The organism is Pseudomonas sp. LBUM1660 (assembly GCF_059695935.1).
In genome coordinates this window covers 4,345,494-4,371,178 of sequence record NZ_CP166795.1, presented here as the reverse complement: position 1 = coordinate 4,371,178, position 25,685 = coordinate 4,345,494, and the positions used below count along the sequence as shown (strand labels likewise).

The 25,685-nt window shown below is 62.1% G+C and carries 12 protein-coding genes; 5 read left to right on the top strand and 7 right to left on the bottom strand.

Translation table 11 applies throughout. The features are described 5' to 3' along the window. Nucleotides 1-4 precede the first annotated feature (4 nt). The 3 genes from atuC to ACA068_RS20215 are packed head-to-tail and all read right to left on the bottom strand — an operon-like array spanning nucleotide 5 to nucleotide 4,309. Nucleotides 5-1,621, bottom strand: a complete 1,617-nt coding sequence (gene atuC, locus ACA068_RS20225) for a geranyl-CoA carboxylase subunit beta (protein ID WP_497304286.1) — start codon at nucleotides 1,619-1,621, stop codon at nucleotides 5-7. Between the two features lie 3 nt (nucleotides 1,622-1,624). Next, nucleotides 1,625-2,494, bottom strand: a complete 870-nt coding sequence (locus tag ACA068_RS20220; RefSeq protein ID WP_497304284.1) for an SDR family oxidoreductase — start codon at nucleotides 2,492-2,494, stop codon at nucleotides 1,625-1,627. 12 nt (nucleotides 2,495-2,506) lie between these two features. Then, nucleotides 2,507-4,309 carry an acyclic terpene utilization AtuA family protein gene (locus ACA068_RS20215; RefSeq protein WP_497304283.1) on the bottom strand — a complete coding sequence of 601 codons (1,803 nt, stop codon included), beginning with the start codon at nucleotides 4,307-4,309 and terminating at the stop codon, nucleotides 2,507-2,509. 178 nt (nucleotides 4,310-4,487) lie between these two features. On the opposite strand from ACA068_RS20215, the gene ACA068_RS20210 reads away from it, so the two are divergent. The 3 genes from ACA068_RS20210 to ACA068_RS20200 all read left to right on the top strand — a co-directional run bounded on the left by ACA068_RS20210 (nucleotide 4,488) and on the right by ACA068_RS20200 (nucleotide 7,114). Next, nucleotides 4,488-5,111 (top strand): TetR/AcrR family transcriptional regulator, encoded by a 624-nt coding sequence (locus ACA068_RS20210; protein WP_497304282.1) that lies wholly within the window; start codon nucleotides 4,488-4,490, stop codon nucleotides 5,109-5,111. Nucleotides 5,112-5,206: 95 nt separating this feature from the next. Further along, nucleotides 5,207-6,001 carry a substrate-binding periplasmic protein gene (locus ACA068_RS20205; RefSeq protein ID WP_497304280.1) on the top strand — a complete coding sequence of 265 codons (795 nt, stop codon included), beginning with the start codon at nucleotides 5,207-5,209 and terminating at the stop codon, nucleotides 5,999-6,001. Between the two features lie 99 nt (nucleotides 6,002-6,100). After that, nucleotides 6,101-7,114, top strand: coding sequence for a GNAT family N-acetyltransferase (locus ACA068_RS20200; protein WP_497304278.1), 1,014 nt, complete (start codon nucleotides 6,101-6,103; stop codon nucleotides 7,112-7,114). A 154-nt stretch (nucleotides 7,115-7,268) separates the two neighbouring features. Here the strand turns inward: ACA068_RS20200 and ACA068_RS20195 are convergent, their stop codons facing one another. Further along, nucleotides 7,269-7,817 carry an RNA polymerase factor sigma-70 gene (locus ACA068_RS20195; protein WP_010461205.1) on the bottom strand — a complete coding sequence of 183 codons (549 nt, stop codon included), beginning with the start codon at nucleotides 7,815-7,817 and terminating at the stop codon, nucleotides 7,269-7,271. 378 nt (nucleotides 7,818-8,195) lie between these two features. Between ACA068_RS20195 and ACA068_RS20190 the strand changes: the two genes are divergently transcribed. After that, on the top strand, nucleotides 8,196-21,188 hold the full coding sequence (locus tag ACA068_RS20190; protein ID WP_497304276.1) for a non-ribosomal peptide synthetase: 12,993 nt from the start codon (nucleotides 8,196-8,198) through the stop codon (nucleotides 21,186-21,188). Between the two features lie 195 nt (nucleotides 21,189-21,383). Further along, entirely contained in the window at nucleotides 21,384-22,196 is an 813-nt protein-coding gene (locus tag ACA068_RS20185; RefSeq protein WP_497304274.1) for an alpha/beta fold hydrolase, read from the top strand. 94 nt (nucleotides 22,197-22,290) lie between these two features. On the opposite strand, the gene dsbG is transcribed toward ACA068_RS20185, so the two are convergent. From dsbG to dsbD, 3 genes are read right to left on the bottom strand one after another with little or no spacing between them, the layout of a single operon-like run. After that, nucleotides 22,291-23,061 (bottom strand): thiol:disulfide interchange protein DsbG, encoded by a 771-nt coding sequence (gene dsbG, locus ACA068_RS20180; protein ID WP_497304272.1) that lies wholly within the window; start codon nucleotides 23,059-23,061, stop codon nucleotides 22,291-22,293. After that, nucleotides 23,037-23,903, bottom strand: a complete 867-nt coding sequence (locus tag ACA068_RS20175) for a TlpA family protein disulfide reductase (protein WP_497304270.1) — start codon at nucleotides 23,901-23,903, stop codon at nucleotides 23,037-23,039. The genes dsbG and ACA068_RS20175 overlap by 25 nt, the downstream gene beginning before the upstream one ends. Then, entirely contained in the window at nucleotides 23,903-25,639 is a 1,737-nt protein-coding gene (gene dsbD / locus ACA068_RS20170) for a protein-disulfide reductase DsbD (RefSeq protein WP_497304268.1), read from the bottom strand. The genes ACA068_RS20175 and dsbD overlap by 1 nt, the downstream gene beginning before the upstream one ends. Between the last annotated feature and the right edge of the window lie 46 nt (nucleotides 25,640-25,685).

Sequence of the window (25,685 nt, the reverse complement as noted above, 5' to 3'; positions counted from 1 at the left end):
GCGATCAGAATCTCGCGACGCCAAAACTGTTGGTTTGCAGCGGCCGCACTTCGGCCTCGTGACAGATGTCCAGCAAGTAACCGAGCAAGGTCCGGGTATCCCGCGGGTCGATCAGTCCGTCGTCCCACAGGCTGGCGCTGCCATACAGCGCGGTGGACTGGCTGTCGAGTTTCTGCGCGGTGACCTGTTCCAGCATGTCGAGCATTTTCGGGTCGGGTACCAGACCGTCCTTGAGCTGTTTGGCCTCAGTGACGATGCGCAACACCTTGCCCGCCTGGGCGCCGCCCATGACGGCGGTGCGGCTGTTGGGCCAGGCGAAGATGAAACGCGGGTCGAGGCCTCGGCCGCACATCGCGTAGTTGCCGGCGCCATAGGAGCCGCCGACCACGATGGTGAGCTTGGGCACCCGGGCGTTGGCCACCGCTTGAATCATCTTCGCGCCGTGCTTGATTACGCCTTGCTGTTCCGACTCGGTGCCGACCATGAACCCGGTGGTGTTATGGAAAAACAGCAGCGGCGTCCGGCTCTGGTCACACAGCTGAATGAACTGCGCCGCCTTGCTCGCCCCCCTGGGCGTGATCGGGCCGTTGTTGCCAATAAATCCGCAGGCGCGGCCCTGAATGTGCAAATGCCCGCAGATGGTCTGCTGATCGAACTCACCCTTGAACTCGAGGAAGCTCGAACCGTCGGCAATCCGCGCGATGATTTCGCGCACGTCATAGGGCTTTTTCGGGTCGTCGGGAATCAGCCCGAGCAGCTCGTCGATCGGGTAGAGCGGGTCTTCCCAGTAGCGGGCGGGGGCTACCGGCAGCCGTGCATTCCACGACAGCAGGCTGATGATCTCGCGCACTTGGCGCACGCCATCGGCATCATTCTCGGCCAGGTATTCGGCGGTGCCGGCGGTTTGCGCGTGCATCTCGGCGCCGCCCAGTTCTTCATCGGTGGCGACTTCTCCGGTCGCGGCCTTGAGCAGCGGCGGGCCGGCCAGAAACAGCTTCGCCTTGCCACGCACCACCACTACATAATCCGAGAGCCCCGGCTGATAAGCCCCGCCCGCTGTGGCTGAGCCGTGGACCACGGTGATCTGCGGCAGCCCCATGGCCGACATCCGCGCCTGATTGGCAAAGCTGCGCGCGCCTTCGACGAAAATCTCGGCTGCGTAATTGAGATTGGCGCCGCCGCTCTCGGCGAGGGTGATCACCGGCAGTTTGTTCTCCATGGCGATCTGTTGCAGGCGCAGGGACTTTTTCAGGCCGCTGGGGGAAATGGTCCCGCCCTTGATTGCGCTGTTGTTCGCCACCACCAGCACCCGCACGCCGGACACGTAGCCGATCCCGGCGATCAAGCCGCCACCGGCCGAGCTGCCGTCCTTGTCGTCGTGCAGTTTGTAGCCGGCCAGGCTCGCCAGTTCGAGGAACGGCGCGCCGGGGTCAAGCAGCAGATTGAGGCGTTCACGGGGCAGCAACTGGCCGCGCTTGTCGAACTTGGGTTTGGCTTCCGCGGCCTTGTTCAGCAGGTTTTGTTCGAGCTGACGAATCTGCTCGATGCCGACCAGCAGGGCCGAGCGGTTCTGGGCGAACTGTTCGCTGAACGGGTCTACTTGGGACTGGATGACCGGCATGACTTATTCCTTGTCCTTGAGCACATCGGGCAAGTAGGCGCGATGAAAACCGTTGTACGACTCACTGTTCGTCGCCTTGTGAATCGGCCACGCCCGACCGCCGAGGCTCGCCGCGCCGTCGATGCGCAGCGTGCTACCGCTGATGAATGCCGCCGCTGGGCTGAGCAGGAAAACGATCGCCGCGCTGACTTCGGATTCCGTGCCGATGCGCTTGAGCGGCACGTGCTCGCGCAAGGTCGGAATCACCGCTTTGAACGCACCTTCGTAGGTGTCCATGCCGCTCGAGGCCACCCAACCCGGCGCCACCGCGTTGACCCGCACCCCGGCATAACCCCATTCGAAGGCAGCGGTCTTGGTGAGGTTGTCCATGCCCGAGCGCGCTGCGCCCGAGTGGCCCATGCCGGGCATGCCGCCCCACATGTCGGCGAGCATGTTGACGATGGCGCCGCCGTGTTTACTCATCGATTGATTGAATACTTCCCGGGCCATAAGAAAACCGCCCACCAGGTTGGTGCGCATCACGGTTTCGAAACCTTTCTGATTGATCGAGGCCAGCGGCGACGGGTATTGGCCACCAGCATTGTTGACCAGCCCATGAATCGGGCCGTGTTTGCGAATCAGCTCGCTGACCAGATGCTTGACCGCTTCCTCTTCACGAATATCGCAGGTGGCCCAATCCGCCTTGCCACCGTCTTCGGTAATCTCGGCGGCGACGCTTTTCAACTTGTCGGCCTTGCGCCCGACCAGCAGCACATGAGCGCCGAGTGCCGCCAGCTCATGGGCGGTGCACCGGCCGATGCCGCTGCCGCCACCGGTGACGATGAAGGTTTGGCCTGCAAAAACATCGGCTTTGAAAATCGAATCGTAGGCCATGGCGACAGTCCTCTAGTTGACCTGGTCGGCGATGCCCTGGGGCACCGGAATCTGGATGTCCAGCAACTGCTGGGCGAAGGCTTTGCCTTGCGGATCGATTCGCAGGCTGGCCACGCCACCGCCGCCTAGGGCGTTCTCCAGGAGAAAATTGAAACTGTGGGTGCCGGGTAAATACCAACGCTCGACACGTCCGTGGATCGGATCAAGGACATGGCTCATCCAGTCGACCATCACCTCGGGCGTCAGGGCCTCGGCGATCCATGGCAGGTACTCGGCCTCACGGGCCATGACGCCGATGTTGCTGTGATTGCCCTTGTCGCCGGAGCGCGCGACGGCGAGTTTGATCAGGGCCACGCTGGCATCGGCGCGGCCTGTGGGTTGCGGCGGGTCGAACGTAACGGGCAAGTCATCCGGGTCGAGCACATCGACGGCGGGCAGGGCGCACGGGTGGCGCTGGCCCTGTAGATCAATTTCCAGCGTGCAGGCGGTTTTGTCGATGAGGAACGAGAACAGCCGGATCAGCGGATACACCGTCGGCCGTCCACCGACAATCCCGGTCAGCCCCGGCGCCATGCCGGTGGCGGCCTGGGCGATTTCCCGGGAGAACACAATCAGTGCCTGTTTGTTCGGATGACGCACCGCGAGTTTGATCACCACTTCGCGGCTGTCCTGGCGTTGGCCGTGGGGGCCGTAAGTGGCCTCGCTGCCCAGGAGTTCGATGTTCACTTCGCTGTAGGGCGCCCAGCCGCGCTGGCTGAAGATGTCCGAGGTCTTGTTGATGATCGCCTGGCTGACCCGTTCCGCCTTGGCCACTGCATCGATCCCGGCGATCAGGCAACTGGCGGTGCAGCGGAAACCGTCCGGGTAGGTCGCGCTGACCTTGTACTGATCGGTGGGCGGCAAGCCTTTCGCGCCGTGCACCTGAACCGCGTTCTTACCTTGTTGCACGAGTTTGACCTGGGTGAAATCGCAGACCACGTCAGGCAGCAGATAAGCCTGGGGGTTGCCGATTTCATAGAGCATCTGTTCGCCGACGGTCAGCGGCGTGACAAGGCCGCCAGAACCCTCGGGTTTGCTGACGATGAACTGGCTGTCGGCGCTGACTTCGACGATGGGGAAACCGATGTGTTCGTAATCGGGCACGTCGCGCCAATCAGTGAAATTACCGCCGGTGCACTGGGCGCCACATTCGATGATGTGCCCGGCCAATGCGGCCTGGGCCAGTTTGTCGTAGTCATGCCAGGACCAGCCGAATTCATGCACCAGCGCGGCACTGACCACGGCGCTGTCGACGACGCGCCCGGTAATGACGATGTCGGCACCCAATCGAAGGGCTTCGACAATGCCCGGGGCGCCGAGGTAGGCGTTGGTCGAGACGCACATCGGCGGCAAGGGCGCGCCGCTGAACATTTCATGCAGGCCGCTGTTGCTCAGCAGTTTGAACTGCGGTTGCAGGTCGTCGCCCAGCAACACGGCGATTTTCAGTGCCACCCCGGCCTTGTCACAGGCCGCTTGCAAGGCCGCGGCGCAGGCCTGTGGATTGACCCCGCCGGCATTGCTGATGACGCGTATTTTTTGTTCGGCGAGTTGCCCCAGCAATGGGCTGAGGACTTCGATGAAGTCGCCCGCATAGCCTGCCTGCGGATCTTTCATCCGTGCGCCGGCCATGATCGACATCGTGATCTCGGCCAAATAGTCGAAGACCAGATAGTCCAGACGCCCACCGTGCACCAGTTGCGCGGCGGCGGTCGAAGTGTCGCCCCAGAACGCGCTGGCGCATCCGATGCGAATCGTTTCTGGCGCAGTCGTTTCCATAACCACCTCCGATAGAAGTGCGTCGAGACTACCAAGCAAGCGCTTGGTTTGTAAATCGCTGAAATATCTTCTGCCCGAGCGCTTGCTTGGTTGCCGTCGCCAGCTTAAATTGCCCGCGCAACCCCGCTGTTTTAGCGGCGGGTGGCGCATTTGATTGATCGACTGTAGGAGAGAATGGGTGGACGAGCAAAAAGCCCTGGGGGTCATGCGCGAATTGGTCGACAACGGCCAATTGACCGACCCCGACAGCGCCCGCGGCAAACTGCTGCAAGTGGCGGCCCACCTGTTCCGCAACAAAGGTTATGAACGCACCACGGTACGCGATCTGGCCGGCGCCGTGGGCATTCAGTCGGGCAGCATTTTTCATCACTTCAAAAGCAAGGACGAAATCCTGCGGGCGGTGATGGAAGAGACCATTCGCTACAACACGGCTTTAATGCACGCCGCCCTGGCCGAAGCCGGCAATGTGCGCGAGCGGGTGCTGGCGCTGATTCGCTGCGAATTGCAGTCGATCATGGGCGGCAGCGGCGAGGCAATGGCGGTGTTGGTGTACGAATGGCGTTCGCTGTCCGAAGACGGGCAGGTGCAGGTGCTGGCGCTGCGCGATATTTATGAAGCGCTTTGGCTACAAGTGTTGGGTGAAGCCAAGGACGCCGGTTTTATCCGTGGGGATGTGTTCATCACGCGTCGTTTTCTAACGGGTGCGTTGTCCTGGACCACCACCTGGTTTCGTGCCGGCGGCAGCATGAGCCTCGATCAATTGGCCGATGAAGCATTGATTCTTGTCCTCGAAGAAAAGTAACAAGTTGTCATGAATCAGCATGAAACTGGCTAAGTGGCCGAAACCGCCTAGCTTGAATGCATTGATGGGTATTTTTTGGGGAGTGGGTTGTATTGATGTCTTCGCCAATTAGAACGGCCACGCGGCTTTTGCTGGCGTCGCTCGTGGCAGTCTGGGTATTGCCGTCCCAGGCAGCACAACTGGTGCGGGTCGGTGCCGCACATTTCCCGCCGTATACCGTGCGCCCGGAATCCGGGGCCGACACTGGCCTGCTGCCGCAATTGGTGGAAGCCTTGAATCAATTGCAGAGCACCTATCAGTTTGTTTTGGTACCCACCTCGATTCCCCGGCGTTTCGGTGATTTCAAGCAAGGTCGAGTCGACATGGCCATTTTCGAGAACCCGGATTGGGGCTGGAAGGACATTCCCCACACCAGCGTCGACATGGGCCTTGAAGACGCCGAGATTTTCGTCGCACAACGCGAGCCCGATCGTCAGCAAAGCTATTTTGCCGACCTCACCGGCAAGCGTCTGGCGCTGTTCAGCGGTTATCACTACGAGTTCGCCAACTTCAATGCCGACCCGAAATTCCTCGCGCAGAACTACGACGCCACGCTGACCTATTCCCATGACAGCAACCTGCTGATGGTGCTGCGTGGGCGGGCAGACATTGCCTTGGTGACGCGTTCCTACCTGAGCGATTACCTGCTACGCAACGAGCAGGTGGCCGATCAGCTGCTGGTGTCTCAACGCATCGATCAGGTGTATCACCACTACGCGATCCTGCGTCCGGCCGCGCCCATCAGCGGCGAGGTGTTCGGCAAGTTGCTGCAAGGGTTGCGGGACAATGGGCAGATGCTGAAGATTTTCGATCCGTACAAGATTGCGGTGGTGCCGGTGCCCAAACCCTGAATGACGCCGCAGGTCGCGTCATTCGTGACTTCACTTAAATTTCCTGCCCCGGCTCACGTCACATGGTTGAACTGTCGACGATTATCGTGAGCCCGACCCATGCCCAATCTGAATGACCTGACTGCCCTGGCCTTGCCCAACGGAAGCCGTCTTGTAGCTGATGAAACCCAGAGTCGCCTGCACCTCAGCCTGGAAGGGCAGCCGCTGATCGAGCTGCACCTGACCCGCGAACCCGATGTGCAGGCGCAGGTCGAAAAGCGCTTCGACACGCCTGAAGGTCAGGCGCTCTGGGCCGCCTGTTATTGGCTGTTTGCCCGTGATCCGGCGTGCCAACACCTGACTTTTCAACTGCAGCAATCGCCCCTCGACGCCTTGGCGAGCGGTTTGCTGATTCCCACCGACACCGCCGGCCAATACCGTTGCGAACGCACCCTGTTCTGGCAGTTGCCCCAGCCATGGCTCAGCCAGGCGCTGACCGACACTTATCCGCAGCAAATGGTCATCAGTGGCGGCAAGCGTCATCCGCTGCGCCCGCTAAAATCACGCGGTGAGGTCTATCGGCGCTTCGATGCGCGGCTCGGTGCCTGGATTTCCCTGCGCACGCTGGATATCGACCGGGACCTGGCACGCTTCAATCGCTGGCAGAACAGCCCGCGGGTCGCGAGTTTCTGGCAGGAAGAGGGCAGCCTCGAGCAGCACCGCGAGTACCTGAACAAACTCGAAGCCGATCCTCACACCCTGACCCTGATCGGTTGTTTCGATGATCAGCCGTTTGCCTATTTCGAAGCCTATTGGGCCAAGGAAGATCGCATCGCGCCGTTCTATGACGCTGGCGATTACGACCGCGGTATCCACATGCTGGTGGGCGAAGAAAATCACCGTGGCCCGCACAAGGTGGCGAGTTGGTTATCGGCGTTGACGCATTACCTGTTTCTAGACGATCCGCGCACCCAGCGAGTGGTCGCCGAGCCTCGTGCCGACAACGCGAAGATGATCGGGTACATGCAGAACCAGGGTTACCACTGCGAGAAAGAGTTCGACTTCCCGCACAAGCGCGCGGCGTTGATGATGCTGGGGCGGGAGCGGTTTTTTGATCGGTGCAAGTTGGCTTGAGGCGCATGACTCAAGGTCTGCACCGACCTTGAGTCAGCCTTCGCGAGCAAGCCCGCTCCCACATGGATCTCCTGTGAACACAAAATCTGTGAACACCCGAGATCCAATGTGGGAGCGGGCTTGCTCGCGAAGGGGGCGACGCAAATTTCAGATCTTAGCGGCGGGCAAAGGTATCCACACGATTGCCCGACACCTTGCGGCAGTGCACCAGCGCATCGCGAATCATGAAGTTCACCAAGGTCGGCGAGACGCCGAGTTCCTTGGCAATGTCCTTTTGCGGCACGCCGTGCAGGCGGTACATCTCGAAGGCGTAGCGGGTGCGGCTGGGCAGCTCCGTCAACGCATCGGCGATGTTTTCCAGGGTCGAAAAATTGATGTGTGAGGTTTCCGGTGAAGCGCCCTGAATCACCACGTTCAGACCTTCCTCTTCCGGCCCGGAGTATTTTTGCTCCAGCGCCTGTTTTCGATAGTGATCGATCGCCAGGTTGCGCACGATCTGGAACAGATAACTGAGCTGAGCCTTGAAGGAGGACGTGATTTGCGGCGCCGATTGCAGCCGGAAAAACGCATCCTGGACGACATCTTCAGCACGCGATCGGCAGCCGGTAATCCGGGCTGCAATTTTGACCAGAATCAGTCGGTTGTCGACGAAGGCCTGAAGTAGCGGTGAATCGCACCTGCTTGTGGATACTTGTTCCGTCATGGAAATCACCCTGCTGCCAATAGGTTGGTGGGGCGGCGGGGGGTGGCCGCCCTACACATCGAGCGACAAATTAGGCTGAATGATAATGATTGTCAATTGAGAAAGAGAACTAATGCTCCTCTAAGGAGCAGAGTGAGAACTGCGACACGCTGTCGCGCTCGCTTGCGACATGCAGCCCCGTTGGCGATCAAGCCGGCCGACTAATTATTTCAAGACGCCATCCGTTCTCATTGGTGAAAGGTGCAGGGTCAAACCCGGCCAAAACAGCATTCCCAATGCCTTGCGCAGTCGGCGAAGACCGCGTCCTGCATGCCCTTTAGTGGGCGTGACGTAAGAAAACCGATTCCATTTGCAAGCCGAATTCAGGCAGGAAACCTCATGACCGACGCGTTCGAACTCCCAAGCAATCTGGTCCAAGCCCTCCAGCGCCGCGCGGCCCTGACGCCGGATCGGGTGGCCTTGCGTTTTCTCGCCGACACCCCGGAAGAGGCCGTGGTGCTCAGTTATCGCGAGCTGGATCAGCGGGCGCGAACCATTGCCGGTGCGTTGCAGGCCGAGGCTGAATTCGGTGATCGCGCCGTGCTGCTGTTCCCTAGCGGCCCGGATTACGTCGCGGCATTTTTTGGCTGCCTGTACGCCGGGGTGATCGCCGTGCCGGCTTATCCACCGGAGTCGGCTAAACGTCATCACCAGGAACGCCTGTTGTCGATCATCGGCGATGCCGAGCCGCGCCTGCTGCTGACCAGCGCCGGATTGCGCGACGCCTTGCTGCAGATTGAAGGTGCGCCGCCGCTGTTGTGCGTCGACACCCTCGACGGTGCCTTGGCCGACAGCTGGGTCGAGCCGAGCCTGGCTGACGACCACATCGCCTTCCTGCAATACACCTCCGGTTCCACCGCGTTGCCCAAAGGGGTGCAAGTCAGTCACGGCAACCTGGTGGCCAATGAACTGCTGATCCGTCATGGTTTCGGCATCGATCTGAACCCGGACGACGTGATCGTCAGCTGGCTGCCGCTGTACCACGACATGGGCCTGATCGGCGGTCTGTTGCAGCCGATTTTCAGCGGCGTGCCGTGCGTGTTGATGTCGCCGGCGTACTTCCTCGGTCGACCGTTGCGCTGGCTGGAAGCGATCAGCGAATACGGCGGCACCATCAGCGGCGGCCCGGATTTCGCCTATCGCCTGTGCAGTGAACGCGTCAGCGAATCGGCGCTGGAGCGCCTCGATCTGAGCGGCTGGCGCGTCGCGTATTCCGGCTCCGAACCGATTCGTCTCGACACCCTGGATCGCTTCGGCGAAAAGTTCGCGGCGTGCGGTTTCACCACCGACAGCTTCATGGCGTCTTACGGGTTGGCCGAAGCCACCTTGTTCGTTGCCGGAACCCCGCGCGGTCAGGGCATCGGCAAACTGCGCGTAGACGACCAAGCCTTGGCCCGGAACCGAGCGGAGATTGGCGAAGGCAGCGCGATCATGAGTTGTGGCATCAGTCAGCCGGATCACGCGGTGTTGATTGTCGACCCGGTCGCGCTCAATGAGCTCGCCGACAACGCGGTCGGCGAAGTCTGGGCTGCCGGGCCGAGCATCGCCCATGGCTACTGGCGCAACCCCGAGGCCAGCGCCAAGACCTTCGTCCAGCACAACGACCGGACCTGGCTGCGCACGGGCGATCTGGGTTTCATGCGTGACGGTGAACTGTTCATCACCGGGCGCCTGAAAGACATGCTGATCGTTCGCGGTCACAACCTGTACCCGCAGGACATCGAACAGACCGTCGAGCGCGAAGTGGAAGTGGTGCGCAAAGGTCGCGTAGCCGCTTTCGCCGTCAACATCGACGGTCAGGAGGGCATAGGCATCGCCGCGGAAATCAGCCGCAGCGTGCAAAAAATTCTCCCGCCCGACGCGTTGATCAAAGCCATCCGCCAAGCGGTGGCCGAAGCGTATCAGGAAGCGCCGAGCGTGGTGGTGCTGCTCAATCCCGGCGCATTGCCCAAGACCTCCAGCGGCAAGCTGCAACGTTCGGCCTGCCGCAATCGTCTGGCGGACGGCAGCCTCGACAGCTATGCGCTGTTCCCTTCGGCAGACGTACAGGGCGAATCCAAAGCCGAATCAAGTTCCGAGCTGGAAGCCTTGATCGGCCAGATCTGGAGCGAGCAACTGCAGGTCAAACAGGTCAACGCTGACGAACACTTCTTCCTGCTCGGTGGCAATTCCATCGCCGCCACTCAAGTGGTCGCGCGCCTGCGTGAAGCACTGGGTCTGGAGCTGAACCTGCGCCTGCTCTTCGAAGCGCCAACCCTCGGCGCCTTCACCGCCGCGGTCGCTCAGTTGCAACAGGACGGCGGGCTGGCCCAGGGCGCGATCACCCCGCTGTCGCGCAACGAACCGATGCCGCAATCCCTAGCGCAAAACCGTCTTTGGATCACTTGGCAACTCGACCCGCACAGCAGCGCCTACAACATTCCCGGGGCCTTGCGGCTGCGTGGCGAGCTGGACGAAGACGCCTTGCGCGCCAGTTTCCAGCAGTTGATCGAGCGTCATGAATCCCTGCGCACGCGCTTCTTCGAGCGGGACGGCGTGGCGCTGCAACAGGTCGATGCGGCGGGCGAATTCAACCTGCAATTGATCGACATCAGCGACCTGCCCGCCACCGAGCGTGAAGCCCGCGCGCTGCAAATCCGTGAGGACGAAGCTCGCACCCAATTCGATCTGGAGAAAGGCCCGCTGCTGTGGGTGACGCTGGTGCGCCTCGACGACGAGGACCATCAACTGCTGGTGACGATGCATCACATCATCGCCGATGGCTGGTCGCTGAATGTGCTGATCGACGAGTTCTCGCGCCTGTACGCCGCGGCCTCCCAAGGACAAAAGGCCACGCTTTGCGCCTTGCCGACGCAATACGCCGACTACGGCAGCTGGCAGCGTCAATGGCTGGCGCAAGGGGAGGGCGAGCGTCAACTCGCCTACTGGAAAGCGCAGCTGGGCGAAGAACATCCAACGCTGAACCTGGCCACCGATCATCCTCGCTCGGCGCAGCACATTCACAGCGCCGACCGCCACTCGATAAAGCTCGCCGCGACCTTGAGCGATGCCATTCGCCAGACCGCCCAGGCGCATGAATCGACGACGTTCATGCTGTTGCTTGCCGCGTTCCAGAGCCTGTTGCACCGCTACAGCGGCCAGCGCGACATCCGCATCGGCGTGCCGAATGCCAACCGCCCGCGCCTGGAAACCCAAGGGCTGATCGGCTTCTTCATCAACACCCAGGTGCTGCGTGCCGAGGTGGATTCGCGCCTGTCATTCGTGGAACTGTTGGCGCAAACCCGCCAAGCCGCGCTGGGTGCACAAACGCATCAGGATCTGCCGTTCGAGCAACTGCTCGAAGCCTTCCCGAAAGCTCGCGAACAAGGCCTGTTCCAGGTGATGTTCAACCACCAGCAACGGGACTTGAGCACACTGCGCCGTCTGCCTGGATTGCTCTCCGAAGAACTGCCGTGGCACAGCCGCGAAGCCAAGTTCGACCTGCAACTGCACAGCGAAGAAGACCAGAAGGGTCGCCTGAGCCTGTCCTTCGACTACGCCAGCGAGCTGTTCGACGCGACGACCATCGAGCGTCTGGCCGAGCATTTCAGCAACCTGCTGCGGGCCATTTGCGAGCAACCGTCCACCGCCATCGGCGACCTGCCACTGCTGAGCGCAAGCGAACACGGACAACAAACTGCCTGGAGCGCCGCACCGTGCACACCGGCCAGCCAATGGCTGCCGGAGTTGCTCAATGAACAGGCGCGCCAGACCCCGGAACGCACCGCGCTGGTGTGGGACGGCGGCAGCCTCGATTTCGCCGAGCTGCATACTCAGGCCAACCGTCTGGCGCATTACCTGCGCGACAAAGGCGTCGGCCCGGACGTTTGCGTGGCCATCGCCGCCGAGCGTTCGCCGCAGTTGCTGATCGGTCTGCTGGCGATCATCAAGGCCGGTGGCGCCTATGTGCCGCTGGACCCGGATTACCCGGCCGAACGTCTGGCCTACATGCTCAGCGACAGCGGCGTCGAGTTGTTGCTGACCCAGACCCAATTGCTCGAACGCCTGCCGGCCACCGACGGCGTCAGCGTGATCGCCATGGACGCCTTGCATCTTGAGAGCTGGCCAAGCCAGGCGCCAGGCCTGCACCTGCACGGGGACAACCTCGCCTACGTGATTTACACCTCCGGTTCCACCGGCCAACCGAAGGGCGTCGGCAACACCCACGCAGCGCTCGCCGAGCGGCTGCAATGGATGCAGAACACCTACGGTTTGAACGACACCGACGTGCTGATGCAAAAAGCCCCGATCAGTTTCGACGTGTCGGTGTGGGAGTGCTTCTGGCCGCTGATCACCGGGGCGCGCTTGCTGATTGCCGGCCCCGGCGAGCACCGCGACCCGCATCGCATCGCGCAGCTGGTCCAGCAATACGGCGTGACCACGCTGCACTTCGTACCGCCGCTGCTTTCGTTGTTCATCGATGAGCCGCTGACCGCCGAATGCGCCAGCCTGCGCCGGGTGTTCTCCGGTGGCGAAGCCTTGCCCGCCGAACTGCGCAACCGCGTGCTGGAACAGCTGCCGGCCGTGCAATTGCACAACCGCTACGGCCCGACCGAAACCGCGATCAATGTTACCCATTGGCGCTGCACAACCGCCGATGGCGAACGCTCGCCGATAGGCCGTCCGTTGGGCAACGTGCTGTGCCGCGTGCTCGACAGCGACCTCAACCCGGTGCCGGCCGGCGTGCCGGGTGAGCTGTGCATCAGCGGTATTGGTCTGGCTCGCGGTTACTTGGGCCGTCCGGGCCTGACCGCCGAACGGTTTATTGTCGATCCATTGGGCGAGTTGGGCGCACGTCTGTACCGCACCGGTGACCGTGCGCGCTGGACGGCGGAGGGCGTGATCGAATACCTCGGTCGTCTCGATCAGCAAGTCAAACTGCGCGGCTTCCGTGTCGAGCCTGAAGAAATCGAAGCCCGTTTGCTGGCCCAGGCGGGCGTTGCCCAAGCCGTGGTGCTGGTGCGCGAAACCGCCGCCGGTGGCCAGTTGATCGGTTACTACACTGCCACCGAAACCAGCGAAACCAGCGAAACCGAAGACACGCAAACCGCACGCCTGAAAACCGCGCTGGCGGCCGAACTGCCGGACTACATGGTCCCGGCACAGCTGATGCGTCTGGACGAAATGCCCCTGAGCCCGAGCGGCAAACTCGACCGGCGTGCCCTGCCCGAACCGCAATGGCAAGTGCGCGAACACGTCGAGCCGGTCACTGCGCTGGAGCAGCAAATCGCCGGCATTTGGCGCGAAGTGCTGGGCCTTGCGCAGATCGGCCTGCGCGACGATTTCTTCGCCCTCGGCGGTCATTCGTTGTTGGCCACGCAAATCATTTCCCGTACCCGTCAGGCCTGCGACGTCGAGTTGCCGCTGCGGGCGCTGTTCGAAAACAGTGAGCTGGGCGCGTTTGCCGAACAGGTTCAACGGATCCAGGCCAGCGGCAACACCAACCAGCAACCGCCGATCGAGAAAGTCGACCGCCGCCAACCGGTGCCGCTGTCTTACTCCCAGCAGCGCATGTGGTTCCTCTGGCAGATGGAGCCGGACAGCCCGGCCTACAACGTCGGTGGTATGGCGCGCTTGCGTGGCGTGTTGGATGTCGGGCGTTTCGAAGCGGCGTTGCAAGCGCTGATCATGCGTCACGAAACCCTGCGCACCACGTTCCCGAGCATCGACGGCGTGGCCCGGCAACAGGTGCATGCGCAAACCGGTCTGCGCATGGACTGGAAGGACTTCTCGGCGCTGGAGGCTGACAGCCGTGAGCAACGGGTGCAGCAACTGGCTGACGACGAGGCGCATAAACCATTCGATCTGGAAACCGGTCCGCTGCTGCGCGCCTGCCTGGTCAAGACCGCCGAGCACGAACATTACCTGGTGCTGACCCTGCACCACATCGTCACCGAAGGCTGGGCGATGGACATCTTTGCCCGGGAACTGAGCGCGCTGTACGAAGCGTTCGTCGATGACCGCGAATCGCCGTTGGCACCGCTGCCGGTGCAGTACCTGGATTACAGCGTCTGGCAGCGCCAGTGGCTGGAGTCCGGCGAGCGCCAGCGCCAGCTCGACTACTGGACCGCGCAACTGGGCCGCGAACATCCGCTGCTGGAACTGCCCGCCGACCGTCCACGTCCGCCGGTGCAAAGTCATCAGGGCGAACTGTTCCGTTTCGACCTGAGCGATGACCTCGCCGCGCGGGTGCGCGCCTTCAACGCGCAAAACGGCCTGACCCTGTTCATGACCATGACCGCCGCGCTGGCCGTGCTGCTTTACCGCTACAGCGGCCAGACCGACCTGCGCATCGGCGCGCCGGTGGCCAACCGGATTCGCCCGGAAAGCGAAGGGCTGATCGGGGCGTTCCTCAACACCCAAGTGTTGCGTTGCCAGCTAGACGGACAAATGTCCGTGGCTGAATTGTTCGAGCAGGTCCGCCACACCGTGATCGAAGGCCAGTCCCATCAGGACTTGCCATTCGATCACTTGGTAGAAGCCTTGCAGCCACCGCGCAGCGCCGCTTATAACCCGCTGTTCCAGGTGATGTGCAACGTGCAGCGCTGGGAGTTCCAGCAAAGCCGCACCCTGGCCGGCATGACCGTCGAGTACTTGGCCAACGATGCCCGGGCGACCAAGTTCGACCTCAACCTGGAAGTCACCGACCTCGATCATCGACTGGGTTGCTGCCTGACTTACAGCACCGATTTGTTCGATGAACCGCGCATTGCGCGCATGGCCGGGCACTGGAGCAATCTGCTGGAAGCGTTGCTGACCGATCCGCAGCAGCGCCTCAGCGAGCTGCCATTGCTCGAAGCCGGCGAACAGCAAAAGCTGTTGGACAGCCTTGGCGTCGAACCGGGCGAGCATCGCCTCGATCAATGCATCCATCACCTGTTCAGCGAGCAGGCGCTGGCCCGCAAGGATGCTCCGGCGCTGACTTTTGCAGGTGAAACCCTGAGCTACGCCGAACTCGACAGCCGCGCCAATCGCCTGGCCTGGATGCTTCGCGAGCGCGGTGTTGGCCCGCAGGTTCGCGTTGGTCTGGCGCTTGAGCGTTCACTGGAAATGGTCGTCGGCCTGCTGGCGATCCTCAAGGCCGGCGGTGCTTATGTGCCGCTGGACCCGGAATACCCGCTCGATCGCCTGCACTACATGATCGAGGACAGCGGCATCGGTTTGCTGCTCAGCGATGCGGCAATGTTCGACGCGCTTGGCGAATTGCCGGCCCCCGTCGGCCGTTGGTGCCTCGAAGAAGACGCCGCCGGGTTGGCCGATTACCCGGCCACCGAACTGCCGTTTATCAGCCTGCCGCAACATCAGGCGTACCTGATTTACACCTCAGGATCGACCGGCAAGCCAAAAGGCGTGGTGGTGTCCCACGGTGAAATCGCCATGCATTGCCGCGCCGTGATCGAGCGTTTCGGCATGCGTCCGGACGATTGCGAGCTGCATTTCTATTCGATCAACTTCGACGCTGCGACCGAGCGTTTGCTGGTGCCATTGTTGAGTGGCGCGCACGTTGTCCTGCGCGCCCAAGGCCAATGGGACGCGGAAGAGATCTGTGGCCTGATCCGTCGCCACCACATCAACATCCTCGGTTTCACCCCCAGCTACGGCAGCCAGTTGGCGCAATGGCTGGCGACCCAGGGCGAAACCCTGCCGGTGCGCATGTGCATCACCGGCGGTGAAGCCCTGACCGGTGAACACCTGACGCGAATTCGCGCGGCGTTCAACCCGAGCCTGTTTTTCAACGCTTATGGTCCGACCGAAACCGTGGTCATGCCGCTGGCAAGTCTGGCACCCGAACATCTGGAAGAAGGCTTAGGCAGCGTGCCGATCGGCAGCGTGATCGGCGCGCGGGTGGCCTACATCCTCGACGCGGACCTGGCCTTGGTGCCGCAAGGCGCGACCGGCGAGTTGTACGTCGGCGGTGCCGGCCTGGCGCAGGGTTATCACGAGCGTCCGGGCATGACCGCCGAGCGATTCGTGGCGGATCCGTTCGCCGCCGATGGCGGACGTCTGTACCGCACTGGCGACCTGGTGCGCCAGCGTGCCGATGGCTTGGTGGAGTACCTGGGGCGCATCGACCATCAAGTGAAGATTCGCGGTTTCCGCATCGAACTGGGGGAGATCGAAACCCGTCTGCTCGAACATGAGTCGATTCGCGAAGCCGTGGTCCTGGCCCTCGACGCACCGAGCGGCAAACAACTGGTCGGCTATCTGGTCACTGAAGTCGCCGACCAGGACGAAGCGCAACAAGCAGTACTGCGCGAAGCCCTGAAGCATCATCTCAAGTCGCAACTGCCGGATTACATGGTGCCGACGCACCTGATCCTGCTGGCCAGTATGCCGCTGACCGCCAACGGCAAACTCGACCGTCGCGCCTTGCCTGCGCCGGACCCGGAGCTGAACCGTCAGCACTACGTGGCGCCAAGTAACGAGCTGGAACTGACCTTGGCCGGCATCTGGTGCGAAGTGCTGAACGTCGAGCAAGTGGGCCTCAACGACAACTTCTTCGAACTGGGCGGCGACTCAATTCTGTCGATCCAGGTGGTCAGCCGTGCGCGGCAACAGGGCATTCATTTCAGTCCGCGTGATCTGTTCCAGCACCAGACCGTGCAGACCCTGGCTGCCGTGGCGACCCGCACCGAGCAGGTCACCGCCGAGCAAGGCCTGCTCACTGGCGAATCGCGTCTGACGCCGATTCAGCACTGGTTCTTCGACACTGACATTCCCGAGCGTCAGCACTGGAACCAGGCGTTGCTGCTGGAGCCGACCGTCGCGCTGGAGCCCCATCGCCTGGAGCAAGCGCTGCTGGCAGTGATCGAACAGCACGATGCATTGCGTCTGCGCTTCACCCAGACCGACGCGCAATGGCACGCCGAGCATCAAGCGATTTCCGACGTGCCGGTGCTGTGGCAAGTGCAAGTTTCGGCCATGGACAAATGCGCCGCGCTGTTCGCCGACGCGCAGCGCAGCCTCGACCTCGAGCACGGGCCACTGATGCGTGTGCTGCTGGTTGATGGTCCCGAGGGCCAACAACGGCTGTTCATCGCCATTCACCACCTGGTGGTGGACGGTGTTTCGTGGCGGGTGTTGCTGGACGATCTGCAAACCGTCTACCGTCAACTGGACGCCGGGCAGTCGGTCAAACTGCCGGCGAAAACCAGTGCGTTCAAGGATTGGTCGGCACGCTTGCAGGCGTACGCCGGCAGCGAATCCCTGCGTGAAGAACTGAGCTGGTGGCAGTCGCAACTGGCCGGGCCGAACGCCCAATTGCCCTGTGATCGTCCTGAGGGCGGTCGGCAAAACCGGCATGCGCAAACGGTCAGCGTGCGTCTCGATGCCGAGCGTACTCGCCAGTTGCTGCAACAGGCGCCGAGTGCCTATCGCACGCAAGTCAACGACCTGCTGCTGACCGCGTTGGCCCGTGTGCTGTGCAAATGGAGCGGAGAGGAATCGGCGCTGATTCAACTCGAAGGCCACGGCCGCGAAACCCTGTTCGACGAGATCGACCTGACCCGCACCGTCGGCTGGTTCACCAGCGCTTATCCATTACGTCTCGTGCCGGCGAACGGGCAGGGCGCCTCGATCAAGGCGATCAAGGAACAACTGCGTGGCGTGCCGCATAAAGGCCTGGGGTATGGCGTGCTGCGTTACCTGGCCGATGATCTGAGTCGTCAGACCCTGGCCGCGTTGCCGGTGGCGCCGATCACCTTCAACTACCTCGGTCAGTTCGACCAGAGCTTCGGCGCGGACGCCTTGTTTCGTCCGCTGGATGAACCGGTCGGCGCGGCCCACGATCCGCAGGCGCCGCTGCCCAATGAACTGAGCGTCGACAGTCAGGTGTACGGCGGTGAGCTGGTGCTGCGCTGGACCTTCAGCGCCGAACGCCACGATCCGCAAGCCATCACCGACCTGGCCAACGCTTATCTTGGCGAACTGCAAAGCCTGATCGAGCATTGCCTGCAGGACGATGCCGGTGGCCTGACGCCATCGGATTTCCCGCTGGCCAGACTGACGCAACCACAACTCGATGCGCTGCCGATCCCGGCCGCCGTCATCGAAGACGTCTACCCGCTGACCCCGATGCAGGAAGGCATGCTGTTGCACACCTTGCTGGAACCGGGCACTGGCCTCTACTACATGCAGGACCGCTACCGCATCAACAGCGAACTCGATCCGCAGCGTTTCGCAGAAGCCTGGCAAGCGGTGATCGCCCGTCACGAAGCCTTGCGTGCATCGTTCTGCTGGAACGTCGGCGAAGAGATGCTGCAAGTGATCCACAAACCCGGCAGCACGCCGATCGAGGTCCTCGACTGGACGGAAATTGCCGAAGCCGAGCAAGAGCCGAAACTGCAAGCGCTGCTCAAAAGCGAGCGAGAAGCCGGGTTCGATCTGCTCAACCAGGCGCCGTTCCACCTGCGCCTGATCAAGGTCGGCGCAGCGCGCTACTGGTTCATGATGAGCAATCACCACATCCTGATTGATGCCTGGTGCCGTTCGCTGCTGATGAACGATTTCTTCGAGATCTACACCGCCCTCGGTGAAGGCCGGGAAGCACAGCTGGCCGTGCCGCCGCGTTATCGCGACTACATTGGCTGGCTGCAACGCCAGAGCCTGGCCGAAGCACGGCAGTGGTGGAAAACCAACCTGCAAGGTTTCGAGCGGACCACGCCGATCCCGAGCGACCGACCGTTCCTGCGTGAACATGCCGGTGCAAGCGGCGGCATGATCGTCGGTGACCGCTATACGCGTCTCGATGCTCGCGACGGTGCGCGACTGCGCGAACTGGCGCAGGCGCATCAACTGACCATCAACACCTTCGCCCAAGCGGCGTGGGCGCTGGTGCTACGACGCTTGAGCGGTGATCGCGACGTGCTGTTCGGCGTCACGGTGGCCGGGCGTCCGGTGGACATGCCGCAGATGCAGCGTACCGTCGGGCTGTTCATCAACAGCATCGCGCTACGGGTGAAGATGCCCGAAGACGATCAGCGTTGCAGCGTGCGGAAGTGGTTGAGCGGCTTGCTCGACAGCAACATGCAACTGCGCGAGTACGAATACCTGCCGCTGGTGACCATCCAGGAAAACAGCGAACTGCCCAAGGGCCAACCGCTGTTCGACAGCCTGTTCGTGTTCGAAAACGCCCCGGTGGAAGTCTCGGTGCTGGACCGTGCGCAGAGCCTCAATGCCACGTCGGATTCGGGCCGCACCCACACCAACTTCCCGCTGACGGCGGTCTGCTATCCGGGCGATGACCTGGGACTGCACCTGTCTTACGACCAGCGTTATTTCGACGAATCGACCGTCGAGCGCATGCTCGGCGAGTTCAAGCGTCTGCTGCTGGCGCTGGTCGACGGTTTCCATGGCGACATGGCTGATTTGCCGTTATTGGGTGCCGAGGAACAGGACTTCCTGATCCATGGCTGCAACCAGAGCGAGCACGACTACCCGCTGGAGCAAAGCTATGTCGCGTTGTTCGAAGCGCAGGTCGCCCAGCATCCCCAGCGGATTGCCGCGAGTTGCCTGGATCAGCAGCACAGTTATGTCGAGCTGAACCAGCGCAGCAACCGCCTCGGTCATGCGTTGATCTCGGCCGGGGTAGGGCTGGATCAACCGGTGGCGTTGCTGGCCGAACGTCACCTCGATCTGCTCGGCATGATCATCGGCAGCTTCAAGGCCGGCGCCGGTTATCTGCCGCTGGACCCGGGGCTGCCGAGTCAGCGTCTGAGCCGGATCATCGACCTGAGCCGCACGCCGTTGCTGATCTGCACGCAGGCCTGTCGTGAACAGGCGGTCGCGCTATTGGATGAGTTCAGTTGCGCCCATCGGCCGAAGTTACTGGTCTGGGAAGAGGTGCAGGCGAGCGGTGTGTCGGTGGCGAATCCTGGCATCTATAGCGGCCCGGACAACCTCGCTTATGTGATCTACACCTCGGGTTCTACCGGTTTGCCGAAAGGCGTGATGGTCGAGCAGCGCGGCATGCTCAACAACCAATTGAGCAAGGTGCCGTACCTGAATCTCAGCGATGTCGACGTGATCGCCCAGACCGCTTCGCAAAGCTTCGACATTTCGGTCTGGCAGTTCCTCGCCGCGCCGCTGTTCGGGGCGCGGGTGGACATTGTGCCGAACACCATCGCCCATGATCCGCAAGGGTTGCTGGCGCATGTCTCGGCCCAGGGCATCACGGTGCTGGAAAGCGTGCCGTCGCTGATTCAGGGCATGCTCGCCCAGGAACGCATGTGCCTCGAAGGCCTGCGTTGGATGTTGCCGACGGGTGAAGCGATGCCGCCGGAGCTGGCGCACCAGTGGCTGCTGCGTTACCCGGATATCGGGCTGGTGAATGCCTATGGCCCGGCGGAATGCTCGGACGACGTGGCGTTCTTCCGCGTTGACATGGCCTCGACCCGTGGCAGTTATCTGCCCATCGGTACGCCGACCGACAACAACCGTTTGTACCTGCTCGATGGCGCGCTGGACCTGGTGCCGTTGGGTGCGGTGGGCGAGTTGTGCGTCGCCGGCACCGGGGTCGGGCGCGGTTATGTCAGCGATCCATTGCGCACCGCGCAGGTGTTTGTGCCGAACCCGTTTGGCGCGCCGGGGGATCGTCTGTATCGCACCGGCGACCTGGCCCGTCGTCGCAGTGACGGCGTGCTGGAATACGTCGGGCGTATCGACCATCAAGTGAAAATCCGCGGTTACCGCATCGAGCTGGGTGAAATCGAAGCGCGTCTGCATGAGCAACCGGAAGTGCGCGAAGCGGCGGTCGGTGTGCAGGAAGGCGTGAATGGCAAGCACCTGGTCGGCTATTTGGTAGCGGCTGATTCATTGATCAATCCAACCGAGCGACTGGAACGCATCAAGCAACGTCTGCGCGCCGAACTGCCGGAGTACATGGTGCCGCTGCACTGGTTGTGGCTGGAGCGGATGCCGCTCAATGCCAACGGCAAACTCGACCGCAAGGCGCTGCCGGCGCTGGAGATCGGCCAGTTGCAGAGCCAGGATTACCAGGCGCCGCGCACCGAGCTGGAGCAGACATTGGTGGCTATCTGGGCCGAGGTGCTGAAGGTCGAGAAGGTCGGCGTGCAGGACAACTTCTTCGAACTGGGCGGGCATTCGTTGCTGGCGACGCAGATTGCTTCACGGGTGCAGAAAGCCTTGCAACGCGATGTGCCGTTGCGGGCGATGTTCGAGTGCAGCACGGTGGCGGAGTTGGCCGAGTACATCGACGGGTTGGTGGCGAGTGACATCACCGAAGAGAAGGTGGATCGCCTCAATGACCTGATGGCGGAGCTGGAAGGGTTTTGATTCTCTAAGGTCTGTGCGGGCCCCTTCGCGGGCAAGCCTCGCTCCTACAGGTGGTTGCATATCCCTGTAGGAGCGAGGCTTGCCCGCGAAGGCGACATTGAAATTTGCGCGAATTTGCGCGTTGACTGCCGCTTCGGACCGGCTCAGGCTGCCTCTGCTTTTTTTGTTGAATTCCCTTCACAAAGGAGACAGCTAATGCCCTTCGTAACAGTTGACGGACAAGCCCTTCACTACATCGATCAAGGCACCGGCCCGGCCGTATTGCTGGCCGGCAGCTACCTGTGGGACCAGGCCATGTGGGCGCCGCAGATGGCTGCGTTGTCGCAACACTATCGGGTCATTGCGCTGGACCTGTGGGGCCACGGCGAATCCGGTCCCCTTCCCGAAGGCACGCAATCGCTGGATGACATCGCACGCCAGGCCTTGGCGCTGCTCGATCATCTGGACGTTGATCGTGTCACGCTGGTCGGGCTGTCGGTCGGTGGCATGTGGGGCGCTCGACTGGCGTTGTCGGCACCGCAGCGGATCAACGGTCTGGTGCTGATGGACACTTACGTTGGCGTCGAGCCGGAACCGACTCGCCAGTACTATTTCTCGCTGTTCAAGCAGATCGAAGACACCGGCGTGATCGCGCCACAGCTGCTCGACATCGTTGTGCCGATCTTCTTCCGTCCGGGGATCGATCCGCAGTCGGCGCTGTATCGGGACTTCCGCGCGAAACTGGCGACGTTGCCGTCCGAACGTCTGCGCGAAAGCGTTGTACCGATGGGGCGGATTACGTTTGGTCGGGATGATCTGTTGCCGCGTCTGGGCGAGCTGAATCCTGACACCACGCTGGTGATGTGCGGCGATCAAGACAAACCGCGACCGCCGTCGGAAACGACGGAAATGGCCGAGTTGATCGGTTGCCCGTCTGTGCTGGTGCCGGAGGCGGGGCATATCTCCAATCTGGAGAATCCGCAGTTTGTGACGGAGGTGTTGTTGGGGTTTTTAGCCGAGAGAAAGTAGTCGATCTTGCTGGCCCCTTCGCGAGCAAGCCCGCTCCCACATTGGAATGCAATCTCCTGTGGGAGCGGGCTTGCTCGCGAAGAGGCCAGTGAATTCACTTAGGCCCGAGAATCTTCACCAACTTGTCCGGCGAAGGCGCGCCTTGCTGTTGTTGCAGCTCGCCCTTGTCGTCCATGTAGAAAATCGCCGGGGTGGCCTGCAGTTCCAGGTCTTCCATCAGCTGCATGTTCGCCGCCAGTTTCGCCTGAATCGCCGGCGGCACGTCCTTCAGGGCTTTCAGTGAACTGCCCTTGCCGGATTTTTCGTGAACTTCCAGGGCCTTGCTCGGGTCCTTGGCGGCCAGCAGCGCGGCGGATTTGCCCGGGCTGTCTTCGCGAATGATGCCGACCATGATGTGCCGCAGCTGCACTTTGCCGGCATTGACCCACGGCCGTGCCTGTTCCCAGAACATGTTGCAGTAGGGGCAGTTCGGATCGCTGAACAGGTACACGATGCGAGGCGCATCTTTTTTGCCGTCGGCGATCCAGTTGCTGGCTTCCATCTTGCCCCAGACTTCCTTGGACATCGGCGCGTAGACCAGTTTCTGCAACGGCGCACTGCTCAGGTCATTGCCCTCGGCGTCGTACAGATTACCCAGCAGCACGTGCTTGCCATCCGGCGTCAGGTACAGCGCGATGCCGCGGTTCTGGTACTGGGCGGCGTAACCGCGCAGTCCGTCGGGTGCGTCGAACTGACCGACGATTTTCGCGCCCTTGGCTTCGATCTTCTTGATCGCTTCGGGCAATTCTTCGGCGGCCTGCACCGACGGCAGGTGCAGCAGCGCTGCGCCCAGGGTCAGCGTCAGCAGGTGGCGGAGGCGGGGCATGGCAGTTTCCTTGAAGAGGTGGCCGGTACGGCAGGAGAAGGGGTGTCGAAGTTTTCCAGGGCGCGGGCCAGGCTGGCATCCGAGAGTTCACCCAAATGGCTGCCCAGCAATCGACCGTCGGGGCTATAGAACAGCGTAGTCGGCAATGCCATGGAACCCACGGCCTGACCCAATCGACCGCTGCCGTCGAACAGCACGTTGGTCAGGCTCAGTCCCTGGGTCTCGAGGAAGGTGCTGACGCTTTGCATGCTTTCGGCCTGATTGACGAACAGGAAGGTCAGGTCCGGGCGCTGTTGCTGGGCGTTTTCCAGCACCGGCATTTCCCGGCGGCACGGCGGGCACCAGGTGGCCCAGAGATTGATGACCAGCGGCCCACCCTTGTAGTCCGCCAGTTGCACGGTTTCGCCGGCGGCATTGCGCAGGGCAATCTCCGGCAGGCGCGTGCCTTGTTCGTAAATACTCAGGGAGAAAGTCGCCAGCAGCCAGAACGCCAGACCGCTGGCCACGCCAAACCCCAGCGGGCGGCGCAAGCCCGGTCGACGCCAGCCGCGATACAGCGCGGCGAGCAGCAGCACGATCACCCCGGGCCAGGCGAGGAAACCGCCATCGCGCAGGTCGATGATCTGCCACGGATCGTTGCGATACTGTGCCCAGTAGGCGATCACGAAACCGACCCGTGCCGCCAGCATGCCCAGCAAAAACAGGCTGAACAGCGCCGACTCGGGGTTTTCGCCACCGCGTTTGGCCACCCGCCAGCCGACAAACGTCGCCAGCGCCAGGGCACTGATCAGCAGTAAATGGTTAAGCGCGATGGCAAAGGTGCCGAGGGTAAAGGTCAGCATTAACGGGCGTCTCGGGTGGTTGTCCAGCGTTGCAGGAAGGTGTCGGCATCGACCTCGCCGGTAATGCGCTGGCTGCGGCGCTCCTGGCCGTCTGCGCCGATCCACAGAAAACTCGGTGGCCCCGGCACTTTATAACGGCCGAGCAGTTCGCGGCTGGCGGCATTGTCGGCGGTGACGTCCAGCCGTAGCAAGCGCACATCGCTCAACGCGTCCATCACATGGGCTTTGCCGAAGACCTGTTTTTCCATGACCTTGCACGACACACACCAGTCGGCGTAGTAGTCCAGCAGCACCCATTGGCCCTGGGCCTGGGCGGCGTCCAGTTCCTGTTGCAGCGCTTGCGGACTGTTGATCGTGGTGAAGGCCTCATGGCCGGTCGGGCGAGCGGTATTACCGGAAGAGGCTGAGGCGCTGTAGACCTGCAACGGTTTGAGCAAATCATCACTGCCCCCGGCGGCGCCGATCATCAGCAGACCGCCCCACATCCCGAGCAACAGCGCACTGGCACCGAACAGATGGGCAACGCGACCGAAACCTTCCGACTGTTTCCAGGCACTGTAGGCGGCAATCAGCAGCAAGGCGCCGCACAAACCGATCCACAGCGATTGATCCAGCACCGGGCGCAGCATCAGCAGGGCGGTGGCGAGGAACAGGAAACCGAACACGCCTTTGAGCAGGTTCATCCAGGCGCCGGGTTTGGGCAGGAAGCGATTGCCCACGGTCACCAGCAACAGCAGCGGCACGCCGATGCCGATGCCCATGGCGAACAGAATCAGCCCGCCATGCAGCGCATTGCCGCTTTGCGCGATGTAGAGCAGGGCGCCGGCCAATGGCGCGGTCATGCACGGTCCGACCAGCAGCCCCGACAAGGCTCCGAGTACACCGGCACCGATCAAACTGCCGCCACGCTGATTGCGCGACACATTTTCCAGCCGATCACGTACCGCCACCGGCAGTTGCAGCTCGAAGAAACCGAACATCGGCAACGCCAGCAGGACAAATATCGCCGCGAAGCTGCCCAGCAACCACGGATTCTGCAACAGTGCCTGAAGGTTCGCACCAAGCAGCGCGGCCAGCACACCCATCGCCGCATACACCAGCGCCATGCTCACCACATAACTGGTCGCCAGGGCGAAGCCGCGTTTGGGCGTGGCCCCGCTGCCGACAATCAACCCGGCCAGAATCGGCAGCATCGGCAACGAGCAAGGCGTGAAGGCCAGCAACAGGCCCAGACCGAAGAACACCAGCAAACTCCAGCCCAGCGCCCGTTGTTGCAGGCCGCTGGCCAGGGCTTGATCCGGTGCCTCATTGGTTGCGCCCGCAACGTTGCCGCCCAGGTCCACGACCTGAGTCTGCGGCGGATAACACAGACCGGCATCGGCACAGCCCTGGAAGCCCACCTTGATCTGACCGGTAGCGCCCGCTGGAATCTTCAGCTCCAGGCCCTGGCGATAGACCTGTTGTTCGCCAAAGAACTCATCGCTGTGAGCTTCTCCGTCTGGTAATGCGGGCTTGTGTTCGGGGGGCAAGCCATCGAATTTCAGGCGTTGCTGGTACAAGTAATAACCATCGGCGATCTGCCAATAGAGTTGGGTTTCGCCGGATTCAAGGCGTTCGGATGTAAAGACGAACGCCTTTTCCACAGGGAGAAATTCGGGTTTGGTTTCGAACGGATTGTTCCCTGCCTGGGCCATACCCGAGATCAAGAGAACAAAAAACAAAAACAGTCGACGCATGGGTAAGCCTTATCCCTGTGCAAGTGAGGTGCACAATGGGAGGCGG

Coding starts and splice junctions, on each gene's coding strand:
- atuC (WP_497304286.1), bottom strand. CDS start 1,621: ATGCCGGTCATCCAGTCCCAAGTAGACCCGTTCAGCGAACAGTTCGCC.
- ACA068_RS20220 (WP_497304284.1), bottom strand. CDS start 2,494: ATGGCCTACGATTCGATTTTCAAAGCCGATGTTTTTGCAGGCCAAACC.
- ACA068_RS20215 (WP_497304283.1), bottom strand. CDS start 4,309: ATGGAAACGACTGCGCCAGAAACGATTCGCATCGGATGCGCCAGCGCG.
- ACA068_RS20205 (WP_497304280.1), top strand. CDS start 5,207: ATGTCTTCGCCAATTAGAACGGCCACGCGGCTTTTGCTGGCGTCGCTC.
- ACA068_RS20200 (WP_497304278.1), top strand. CDS start 6,101: ATGCCCAATCTGAATGACCTGACTGCCCTGGCCTTGCCCAACGGAAGC.
- ACA068_RS20195 (WP_010461205.1), bottom strand. CDS start 7,817: ATGACGGAACAAGTATCCACAAGCAGGTGCGATTCACCGCTACTTCAG.
- ACA068_RS20190 (WP_497304276.1), top strand. CDS start 8,196: ATGACCGACGCGTTCGAACTCCCAAGCAATCTGGTCCAAGCCCTCCAG.
- ACA068_RS20185 (WP_497304274.1), top strand. CDS start 21,384: ATGCCCTTCGTAACAGTTGACGGACAAGCCCTTCACTACATCGATCAA.
- dsbG (WP_497304272.1), bottom strand. CDS start 23,061: ATGCCCCGCCTCCGCCACCTGCTGACGCTGACCCTGGGCGCAGCGCTG.
- ACA068_RS20175 (WP_497304270.1), bottom strand. CDS start 23,903: ATGCTGACCTTTACCCTCGGCACCTTTGCCATCGCGCTTAACCATTTA.
- dsbD (WP_497304268.1), bottom strand. CDS start 25,639: ATGCGTCGACTGTTTTTGTTTTTTGTTCTCTTGATCTCGGGTATGGCC.